A 9,988-nucleotide genomic window follows, 5' to 3' on the forward strand; every position below is an offset into this window, starting at 1 on the left:
GAAGGTCATTTTGCCGCAAAGCTGACCTATCTTGGATCGGAGAACATAGCCAAACCAAAGAAAACCAAAAAAACCAAAAAAGCTTCTGGGATTGATTCTGTCACGCGATCACTTTGGCAATCTTTCCAAGAAAACTATCCATTTTTAAAAGAGACTGCTGCCGATATCCAGCTTTTTGGGGATCATCTGTGGTTAGTACCTAGTGAATTACCATCACTAAAAGGGGTTCGCGTATTACGTCCAGGGCTTCACGTAGGGACTGTGAAAAAGAATCGTATCGAACCGAGTTTTGCATTGGCAATGGCGATCAAAGAAAATGATGAAGCACCTTTCTTGTCAATTGAGTTAGCTCAGTGGCAGAAGTACGTGGCTGGTGAAACGATTACGGTACCTGGAAATGAAGGCTGGGTCGTCTTGAAGGTGGCTGAGGTCCCGATTGGCTTCGGCAAACAAGTGCAAGGTGTGGTGAAAAACTTCTTCCCGAAAGGATTGCGGTTCACTCTGGAATAAACGAAATAGTATTTTTATTTGATCGGTCGTGCTATCATAGAAGTAGCAAATAAAGGGAGCTGATCGATATGAAAACATCAACAAAAGTAACGATTGGATTAAGTATTGCGGCAATTGCTGGCATCTCAACAGCAGTCGTTGTCTCAGACAAAGTCGTGAACAAAGTACGCTTCGCTTGCAACCGTCACAAAGTGAAAAAGTTTGTTGACGACAAATTTAATGGCAACGAAAAATTATTAGGTGTCGTCGATGATTTGACGGATAAAGATTTAGATGCATTGCTCGGCGTCATGAAGAAAGTCAAAGACAGCCGTCATAAAGTCTCGGTTTATGGAGATAACGTCAAAGATGCAACAGAGAATGTCAAAGACAAGTTGACTAGCTTTATTGATGCAGTCTTTTAAGCTAATATCTCCTTGGAGAAAATGCTGTTAGAAGCGGCCAGAAGATCGTTGAAAGAACCTGCCAGTGGTTGTCCTGCCATAGCAGTTGTTTGACTAGGCTTCATTTGGCGCTTCTTTTTTGTTCAGAGAAAAGGAAAATAGGAATTGGGAGCCATAGCAACTGGAACAGGTACGGCTACTGAATGACTGCGTTAAAAAATTGCCAGAGCTTTTCTATAGAGTCAGTGTCAGCTTTCCATGTTTATCCCAATTGAGAATTGAAAGGAATCATTTTGAAGAAAGAAAGTACCCTCACACAAAGTGAAAAAGAATATTTTATGCGTGAAGCACTGAAAGAAGCGCAAAAAGCGGAAGCAATCGCCGAAGTCCCCATCGGGGCAGTTGTCGTCTTAGAGGGGCAAATTATTGGCCGAGGACACAACTTGCGGGAAAAACAGCAAGAGGCAACAGCTCATGCCGAAATGTTTGCCATCCAACAAGCCTGCCAAGCCATCGAAAGCTGGCGCTTAGAACAAGCGCAGCTATTTGTTACATTGGAGCCTTGTCCTATGTGTAGTGGTGCAATGATGCTGGCTCGTGTCGAAGAAGTTTACTTTGGCGCCTACGATCCAAAAGGCGGTGCTGCCGGTTCTTTGCTGAATCTGTTGGAAGATGAGCGTTTCAACCATTGGTCCTACGTAGAAGGCGGGATCTTGGAAGAAGCGTGCGGGCAAGTGCTAAAAGATTTTTTTCGGGCATTGCGCCAAAAGAAAAAACAAAAAAAGTCTGGTAATCTATAGAAAAATACGTTATACTAAATTTTGCCGAAAGGCTAGGACAATGGAGGTCTTGTGAAGCGTGTCAGATCCGGAAGGAAGCAGCACTAAGCAGGAGTCTCCATGTGTCTGATTTTTTTTAATTAACTATTAGCTGATGAAAATCAGCTTTTTTTGTTGCCAAAAAGCAGAACTGCGACTTCTCTAAGTGAGTTCTTCTGAGGGGGTAGACAAACGCCCTTTTTTTATATCCTTCATTCAATAATAAATAAAAAAAGGGGCTGTGCCATAAGTCTCCTACAAGTGAAATCCGAACATGATATAGTATTGCTCTTGCGGTGCAGGGGTTCCTCGTCGCAAAAGTCAGAGGAATCTATCGCAATAGAATATGATACGGTTTCACTTGTTGGATGATGACTTATGGCATAACCTCTTGCTAAAAAGTAACTACTGGAATAGTTATCTGTCTAATCTTATATAAATTAGTGGATATGGATTGCCTTGTTCGTCAAACGCTGTTTTTTTATAAACTTCAAATCCCATGTGTTCATAAAAATCTTTTGCAAGCGGGTTTTGTTCATTCACTGCTAAATCATTAACCAAATATTTTTCTATGCCGTATGTAAGCAATTCTTTGCCTAACCCTTTTCCTCTTTCTTCGTTAGCAATAAAAAGCATTTCAAGATGTTGCTCCACGATCCCCATAAAGCCAACAGGTGCTTGATTTTCGTTTTCTATGAGAATTAAATAGGGGATTTCTTTTAATGCTTGTGGTACATACGTCTTGATTTCTTCTATTTCATGATCTGATAGAAAGAGATGCGTTGCTCTTACAGCACTTTCCCAAATGGTTAATAGCTGTTCTATCAATGGTGCCGTTCTTTCTTTTACCTCTATAATTTTCAAGTTCTTGACCTCCAAAACCTCCGATTTTTTTAATTATATCAAAGAAAAAAGATAAAAACGAAGTGCTGTATATCCAACAGATATACAGCACTTCATGACACGAATGAAGTTAGTTGCAGTCTGAGAACCACTACACCTATAAGCGAGGGGTTCTATTATTGTTTGTAGCAGATCGAATTAGATATAGTCTTCATGCCGAGGGCCATTCCTGCGGATCTCTTCTTGTTCTTCAGCGGATAATTCAGTGAAGATATCACTACCGTCTAAAAACGTGTTCCAATCTGTCCCCATCATCTCATGAAGTGTCTCTGGATCCTCGTCGGATAAACGATGGGAGGTCTCTCCATCCACCGTTTGTTGTTTCTCAGAGGAAGAAGTGTACTTGTGGCCAAAAAGTTTTTCCCACTCTGCTCGTAACTGTTCTAACATCGAAATCCCTCCTTTTTTTTTATTGTAGCACAAGGTCTTTAGAAAGGCGGTCCAAACGCTGGAAACAAAACCTGAATCGAAAAGCATCCCTCTGGTACCTCGCAAAAATTGTGCTATTCTAATAGTAGTTGGAACATTAAGCTGAAGACTTATCAAATAGCCGACAGCAAATGGGTGAGAAGAGGGATAAGATGGAAAAAATCACGCTAGTACACACGAATGATTTGCATTCACATCTGGAGCATTGGCCTAAGATCCGCCGTTATCTTAATCAACGGAAGCAAGAAGCAGATTCGAGTCAAGAAACAGTGATTTCTTTGGATCTAGGAGATTTTGTGGATCGGTGGCATCCATTGACTGAAGCAACGAACGGACAAGCCAATATTGAGCTGATGAACCAAGGACACTATGATGCAGTGACTATTGGCAACAATGAAGGTGTGGGAAATTCCAAAGAAGAGCTTCAGCATCTTTATGATCAAGCGGAGTTTCCTATCTTATTGGCGAACCTTTTCGATAAGAATGATTTGAAACCACCAAAATGGCGGCAGGATTACCAGATCATCGAAACGAATCAAGGGACGAAAGTCGGGCTGATTGCTTTTACGGCACCCTTTCCTTTGACCTATTCACCAAACGGCTGGGATATTCGTGAACCCTTGGAATTGCTGCCTTTATTGATCAATCATTTGCAGCCCCAAGTCGATATTTTAGTCTTGATGAGTCATTTGGGAATCAATGCAGATCGAGCGATCGCGGCTGAGTTTCCTCAGTTGGATGTGATTTTAGGCTCTCATACGCATCACTTATTCGAGACCGGCGAAATCGTCAATGGCGTACAATTGGCAGCAGCGGGGAAATTTGGTTTTTATATTGGTGAAGTAACGATTACGTTAGATGATCAAGGGCAAACTATCGAGCGTTCTGCCCGAGTGATCCCTACAGAGCAGCTTTTAGCTTTTCCGCAAGATGAAGAAGAGATTGCTGGTTATCTTTCTATTGGTCATCGTTTGCTGAAAACGAAACAAGTCGCACAACTTCCGTGGGCGCTTCGTTGTGAAGGGAACGAAGATTCGATTATCCAAGAAGCATTGGCGGCGCTTTGTGTTAGAGGACAAACGGAAGCTGCTGTGTTGAATAGCGGTTTGTTTTTAGGTGATTTACCGGCAGGGCGCATCGACCAGGATCAACTGCATACCATCTTGCCTCATCCGATGCACTTGATTCGAGTGACATTGAAGGGAGCAGATGTGATCCGTTTTGTTTTAGAAATGGAAAAAAATCGGCGCTTTTTACGGAACTATCCAATTGTTGGGATGGGATTTCGTGGGAAAATATTTGGTGAACTGGTTTATAAGGGGATCTCTTATGATGCCATCAATCACCAAGTATTGTGGCAAAACAAAGTAATCAATCCGGTGGAAGAATACCAGATCACATTAGTGGATCATTATTTGTTTATTCCTTTTTTTCCCACGATCGAGATAGCCGGACGCTGTGAATTTTTATTTCCAGAATTTATTCGTACGGTCTTTGGCAGCTACTTAGCACATAAATATCCGATCCAGTAATGAAAAAGTCGGAGGGGAATCTGATACAAGCACGACTATCATTACGTATTAAAACAAGGTATAATAGACAACAGGTGGTGAAAAGATGACCGAAAAACAAACAATTACAGACGAGATCACTTCGGTACTCGAGGAGATCATCGAAGAACCAGAGAAACAGCCGCAAAAAGGCGAACTGGTTACGCTTGTTAATGAAGATGAATTATTGATCGGTACACGCCAATACAAATTGGTGGTAGATTATCGCGAAGGATTTGATCCCCAAAAATTGGGCGAACGGTACAGTGAAGTATTGGCTCGCTACGATTACATCGTAGGGGATTGGGGTTATGAACAGTTGCGTCTAAAAGGTTTTTTTGACAAAGACAATCGCAAAGCATTACCGGATCAGCGGATCGACATGCTAGAGGATTATTTATATGAATACTGTAATTTCGGTTGCGCTTATTTTGTAATTCAACGAGTTGGCGGCAAGAAAGAAAAGAGTACGACCCGACGCCGTAAAAAGAAACCAGCAGCTCAAAGCAATCAAACACGTCCGGCACACATCGATGAGAAACAAGAAGTTGTTTCTCAAAAACAGGTGAAGCCAACGATTAAAAATCGAAAACCAAAAGAAAAAAAGGCGCGATCGACAGAAACGACAGTGAAAAAAACAAATAAAAAAGAATTCACGATCCGTCAACGGGAAGAGTAATTTATGAAATATAAGGGATATTTGATTGATTTAGATGGCACGATCTATTTAGGGAAAGAGCCGATACCAGCAGGCAAACGCTTCGTTGAAGCTTTGCAGAAAAAGGAATTGCCTTTCCTTTTTGTCACAAATAATACGACCCGCAGTCCAGAAACAGTCGCACAACGATTAGCGGATGAATTCGCCATTCATGTGGCGCCTGCAACAATTTATACGGCAAGTTTGGCGACGATCGACTTTATGAAAGACCACGGTCGCGGCAATAAAGTCTTTGTGATCGGCGAAGCAGGATTGATCGACTTGATTTTAGCGGCCGGTTTTGAATGGGATGACCAAAATCCGGATTATGTCGTCGTTGGTTTAGACAATGATGTCACCTACGAAAAGTTTGTCTTAGCCACATTAGCGATTCAAAAAGGGGCTACCTTTATCGGCACCAATCCAGATAAAAATATCCCTACCGAACGGGGATTGTTACCTGGAGCCGGTTCTTTGATCGCAATGGTGGAGACTGCGACACAGACACCGCCGATTTTCATCGGTAAACCGGAAGCAATTATTATGGACAAAGCCGTGGCACACCTTGGTTTACCAAAAGAGGAAGTCATTATGGTGGGAGATAACTATGAGACGGATATTTGCTCGGGGATTCGGAATGGCATTGATTCCCTATTGGTACTATCCGGTTTTACACCGAAATCTGCTGTGCCTCGTTTACCGGAACCCCCAACTTATGTCATTGATTCCTTAGATGAATGGGATTTTGACCAATGAGAAAACAAGTATGGATCGAGCGGCTAGGGATGCTGTGTTTGTTTTTATTTCTGATCAGCTTAGCAATTACGGTAACGATCAATTTTCGCTGGCTATATCATTTTGATATTCAACAGTTGAATATTTTAGATTATACCGACATTTCAAAAGAAGAATTGATAAAAAATTATGGGTTGTTGCTGGATTTCTTGAACAATCCATTGAATACGACATTAGCTTTGCCAGATTTTCCGATGTCAGCGGCAGGAGCTGGACATTTCTATGATGTGAAGAAACTATTTTTATTAAACTATGGTGTACTGCTCGTAACGTTGATCCCCAGTTTCATGCTTCTTAGATCTTTTTGGAAAAATGACCAGCGCTGGCGGTTGTTGCGACCATTGCAGTGGGGGATGCTGCTGCCGATTTTCTTTGGTTTCTTGATGGCAATCGGGTTTGATCGATTTTTTGTGACGTTTCATGAGATTTTCTTCAATAATGACGATTGGCTTTTTGATCCAGTAACGGATCCCATCATCAATGTTCTGCCGGAGACGTTCTTCATGCACTGTTTTATTTTATTTTTTGTACTGATTGAACTGTTTTTCTTTGTGATTTACTGGTGGGCAAAACAAAGTCAAAAAAAGACTATTTCATAAGTGAGAAAAGACCTAGAGGATAGCGGGAACGTCAGTCATACTGGCGTTCCTTGCTAGTATCGCGTAACGATTTACACGGTAGTCCCTTCAGGTGTTTCAGACTTGTGGGATAGTCTTTTTTCGATAGTAGCTGATTTTTACAAGTTTATTGAGTGATGTAATGAGACTTGCTTGGATGCTGGTGCGCCAAACGACTAGCTGCCGAAGCTGCGATTGCACCTACAATATCATCTAAGAATGTATGGACCCGGGGGCCTTCATGACTGTTTAATTCTTTTAAAATACCTGGCTTCACTTTATCGATGTAGCCATAGTTGGTGAAACCGATCGAACCGTAGACATTGACAATGGAAAGTGCCAAAATCTCATCGATACCATACAACCCTTCATCATCTTTGACGATTTCCTGCAATGGATGCAAAAGGCTGTTTTCTTCTGCCAATATATCTAACTGGATACCAGTCAAAATCGTGTTGTGAACCTCACGTTTACTGAGGACTGCGTTCACACTTTCAATGCACATATCTAATGTAATACCTTCGATATAATCTTTTTGTAAAAATAAAACAAGTTCGCCGATATCCTGAAGTGATACGCCGCGCTCTGAAAGTAGTTCTCTTGCCTTATCTTCAAGTGTTTTATTCTCTAATACCATGTGATTCCCTCCAATTCTTTTTTCTTACTTCTATCCTATCTTATCTTGCCCGTGGAATCAAAAAATACCGACGAACAGCAACGTAGTCGTTTCTGAACTGTATGAAAAAAAGTCGCAGAGAAATCCTGCGACCGTTCTTTTTATAGCTTTTTTCCTTTTTTATACTAGCTCTTTTTTAAGCTGTTTTTTAATATAGTAGTTTTTGCTTTTTTGGTTTTTTTAATATAGTAGTTTTTGCTTTTTTGGTAAGTAGCTTTTTTTGCAATTGTTGTTTTGCGGCAACTGCCCAAGGGTGGGCCACTAGCAAATCACCAGCAAATAGCCAGTCAAGATAACATAATGCTGCCGCTTCTAAAGAGTTATCAAGTGCAGCCAGTAGCTCCTCTAAAAAAGGTGCCGCATCTGCGCGATCCCATTCGATTTTATCTGCTAGGAAAACAATGAGATCCAGCTTTGAAAAATTTTCCTTAAGTGTCGTGTGGCAGGTAATGGCAGACAAAATCTCAGGGTCAGTGATCCCAAAGAGCTCTTTTGCCAAAGTAGCCGATTGTTTTTGATGCAGCAATAATGGTACTTTTCTTTCTTCCGGCACTATCTCCAAACCGTAATATTCTTGAAATGCGAGACGTTCATCATTGGGAATGACCATGCTGATATCATGAAACAATCCAGCAATCGTTGCTTTCTGGCAGTCGCCACCGAAACGTTTGGCAAGTTGCTCAGCGGCATTGGCTACTTCGAGATGATGTTGGACAGTCGATACTTGGTCAAAGGCTTCTAAGTAAACACGCATTTGGTTTGCAAGGGACGCATCAGGTAAATCAATTTTATACCGACTCAGCATGGTCTACTCCTTGAACAAACTAGTGCTGTGGGCAGGTTGTGTCCGGTTTTTAGGATCAATGTAATGAAGCGCATTGTTGACGGCAGTGGGGGCTTCCCCGAAACCAGTAGCAATCAAATCTACTTTGCCATCGTATAAGACCACATCCCCGCAAGCGTAGATTCCTGGAATGGATGTCCGCATATCTGATGTAACGAATACGCCTTGTCGAGTGCTTTTTAGTCCCCACTCTTTAATGTTCAAAGTCGAAGAAAAACCGTAATTAACGATCAAAGAGTCCACTTGCAAGGAAACAGATTCATCTCCTTTGACTTGCTGCAAAGCAATTTCAGTTAGACGTTTTTCTCCACTGATATCCTGGATAACATAGGGAGTTAGAATGTTGACAGAAGAAGCGCGCAGTTTGTTGACACTATGTTCATGCGCTCGAAATTCTGGGCGACGATGGATCAAATAAACTTCACTAGCGATTGGTTCAAGCATGAGCGCCCAGTCAATCGCTGAATCGCCACCCCCAGCGATAGCAACTTTGCGGCCCGCATACTTCATCAAGTCAGTTACGAAATAGTCGAGTCCATTGCCTTCAAAACGTTCACTGTCGGGTATAGACAGTTTTCTTGGCTGGAAGGAACCATTGCCTAAGGCTAAAATCACTGCTTTGGAATAGTGATTGCCTTTATCTGTGATCAGTTCTAGGTAGTCTTCGTGCTTTTCGATCTGTAAGACGGTTTCCTCCAAACAGTATTGATGATTGAAGGTAGTCAGTTGCTTTTCAAGATTTTGAACCAATTCACCGGCTTTGATCTTTGGATAACCCGGAATATCATATATATATTTCTCAGGATAGAGCGTGGCCAATTGGCCGCCTAGCTGAGGCAGACTGTCGATCAGTTTGGTTTTTGCGTTGCGCATACCGGCGTAGAAGGCAGAGAACATGCCGCTCGGCCCAGCACCAACGATGGTAATATCATATATCTCCATAGTGCATCTCCCTCTGTTGATTGATTATTCTACAGTATCACCTGGACGAATAGCTTCATTATAGCAAAAATTGTCTTAACTAGCATTTTTTCATTTTTCTGCTATCATTGTTTTAGTATTTAGTATAAACAAGGAGGCGTTAAGTGTGTCTGAATTTCCACAGCTACATTTAAAAGAAACAGGTCATAAAGCAGTTATCAAAACGAATCGGGGAGATATCACAGTAGTGCTCTTTCCAGAATTGGCCCCAAAAACCGTGAAAAACTTCGTCGAACTTGCCCAAAAAGGATATTACGACGGTATCATTTTCCACCGCGTTATTCCTGATTTTATGATTCAAGGCGGCGATCCTACCGGTACTGGTATGGGTGGCGAAAGTATTTACGGGGGCAGCTTCGAAGATGAGTTTTCAAAAGAGCTCTTCAATCTTCGCGGAGCATTATCAATGGCTAATGCCGGCCCAAATACAAACGGCAGCCAATTCTTTATTGTCAACAATCAAAACGTACCAGCGAATATGCTTGGTCAATTAGAGGGAGCAGGTTATCCTTCCGAAGTGATCGAAGCATATCAACAAGGTGGAACGCCGTGGTTAGACTTCCGTCACACTGTTTTTGGTCATGTTGTAGATGGCATGGATGTAGTGGACGAAATCGCAAACGTTCAACGAGGACCGCAAGACCGTCCTGTTCATGATGTTGTGATCGAAACAATTGAAATCAGTGCATAAAAAAGAACCCCGCGGGGTTCTTTCAGACTGTAGACAAAGTCCATTTTATGGATGATGTCTACAGTCTTTTCTTTTATAATAGATTTATGAAAAC

Annotated in this window: 13 protein-coding genes and 1 other RNA gene; 9 read left to right on the forward strand and 5 right to left on the reverse strand. The window is 41.8% G+C overall.

Features of this window, described 5'->3' with window-relative positions:
- The 4 genes from AB5Z52_RS14460 to ffs form a co-directional block, all read left to right on the forward strand.
- The coding region (locus AB5Z52_RS14460; protein ID WP_368266968.1) for an RsmF rRNA methyltransferase first C-terminal domain-containing protein at positions 1-510 on the forward strand (510 nt) is incomplete at its 5' end.
- A 68-nt stretch (positions 511-578) separates the two neighbouring features.
- Positions 579-914 carry a hypothetical protein gene (locus AB5Z52_RS14465; protein ID WP_003128776.1) on the forward strand — a complete coding sequence of 112 codons (336 nt, stop codon included), beginning with the start codon at positions 579-581 and terminating at the stop codon, positions 912-914.
- Between the two features lie 272 nt (positions 915-1,186).
- The gene (gene tadA / locus AB5Z52_RS14470) at positions 1,187-1,693 is read left to right on the forward strand and encodes a tRNA adenosine(34) deaminase TadA (RefSeq protein ID WP_005472626.1); all 507 of its coding nucleotides are present in this window, start codon (positions 1,187-1,189) and stop codon (positions 1,691-1,693) included.
- A 24-nt stretch (positions 1,694-1,717) separates the two neighbouring features.
- Positions 1,718-1,816, forward strand: an RNA gene (gene ffs, locus AB5Z52_RS14475) — signal recognition particle sRNA small type.
- A gap of 312 nt (positions 1,817-2,128) precedes the next feature.
- Here the strand turns inward: ffs and AB5Z52_RS14480 are convergent.
- Both AB5Z52_RS14480 and AB5Z52_RS14485 read right to left on the reverse strand, forming a co-directional pair.
- On the reverse strand, positions 2,129-2,575 hold the full coding sequence (locus AB5Z52_RS14480; protein WP_034705295.1) for a GNAT family N-acetyltransferase: 447 nt from the start codon (positions 2,573-2,575) through the stop codon (positions 2,129-2,131).
- 177 nt (positions 2,576-2,752) lie between these two features.
- A complete protein-coding gene (locus tag AB5Z52_RS14485; RefSeq protein WP_005472623.1) occupies positions 2,753-3,004 on the reverse strand; it encodes a hypothetical protein in 252 nt (83 codons plus the stop codon).
- A gap of 191 nt (positions 3,005-3,195) precedes the next feature.
- Between AB5Z52_RS14485 and AB5Z52_RS14490 the strand changes: the two genes are divergently transcribed.
- From AB5Z52_RS14490 to AB5Z52_RS14505, 4 genes are all read left to right on the forward strand, one after another.
- Positions 3,196-4,575: a bifunctional UDP-sugar hydrolase/5'-nucleotidase gene (locus AB5Z52_RS14490; RefSeq protein WP_003128780.1), complete on the forward strand. Its 1,380-nt coding sequence runs from the start codon at positions 3,196-3,198 to the stop codon at positions 4,573-4,575.
- An 85-nt stretch (positions 4,576-4,660) separates the two neighbouring features.
- Positions 4,661-5,272: a YutD family protein gene (locus AB5Z52_RS14495; RefSeq protein ID WP_003128781.1), complete on the forward strand. Its 612-nt coding sequence runs from the start codon at positions 4,661-4,663 to the stop codon at positions 5,270-5,272.
- Positions 5,273-5,275: 3 nt separating this feature from the next.
- A complete protein-coding gene (locus AB5Z52_RS14500; protein ID WP_003128782.1) occupies positions 5,276-6,046 on the forward strand; it encodes a TIGR01457 family HAD-type hydrolase in 771 nt (256 codons plus the stop codon).
- The gene (locus AB5Z52_RS14505) at positions 6,043-6,684 is read left to right on the forward strand and encodes a TIGR01906 family membrane protein (protein WP_003128784.1); all 642 of its coding nucleotides are present in this window, start codon (positions 6,043-6,045) and stop codon (positions 6,682-6,684) included. Before AB5Z52_RS14500 ends, AB5Z52_RS14505 begins: the two co-directional genes overlap by 4 nt.
- A gap of 145 nt (positions 6,685-6,829) precedes the next feature.
- On the opposite strand, the gene AB5Z52_RS14510 is transcribed toward AB5Z52_RS14505, so the two are convergent.
- From AB5Z52_RS14510 to AB5Z52_RS14520, 3 genes are all read right to left on the reverse strand, one after another.
- Positions 6,830-7,339 (reverse strand): phosphatidylglycerophosphatase A, encoded by a 510-nt coding sequence (locus tag AB5Z52_RS14510; RefSeq protein WP_003128785.1) that lies wholly within the window; start codon positions 7,337-7,339, stop codon positions 6,830-6,832.
- Between the two features lie 187 nt (positions 7,340-7,526).
- On the reverse strand, positions 7,527-8,183 hold the full coding sequence (gene yqeK / locus AB5Z52_RS14515) for a bis(5'-nucleosyl)-tetraphosphatase (symmetrical) YqeK (RefSeq protein WP_003128787.1): 657 nt from the start codon (positions 8,181-8,183) through the stop codon (positions 7,527-7,529).
- Positions 8,184-8,186: 3 nt separating this feature from the next.
- The gene (locus tag AB5Z52_RS14520; RefSeq protein ID WP_003128789.1) at positions 8,187-9,164 is read right to left on the reverse strand and encodes an NAD(P)/FAD-dependent oxidoreductase; all 978 of its coding nucleotides are present in this window, start codon (positions 9,162-9,164) and stop codon (positions 8,187-8,189) included.
- 145 nt (positions 9,165-9,309) lie between these two features.
- Here AB5Z52_RS14520 and AB5Z52_RS14525 point away from each other — a divergent pair, with 145 nt between their 5' ends.
- On the forward strand, positions 9,310-9,894 hold the full coding sequence (locus AB5Z52_RS14525; RefSeq protein WP_003128790.1) for a peptidylprolyl isomerase: 585 nt from the start codon (positions 9,310-9,312) through the stop codon (positions 9,892-9,894).
- Positions 9,895-9,988: the final 94 nt, after the last annotated feature.

The sequence above is a fragment of the Enterococcus sp. RTP21361st1_A6_RTP21361_211029 genome (assembly GCF_040910045.1).
GTDB lineage: Bacteria > Bacillota > Bacilli > Lactobacillales > Enterococcaceae > Enterococcus_D > Enterococcus_D gallinarum.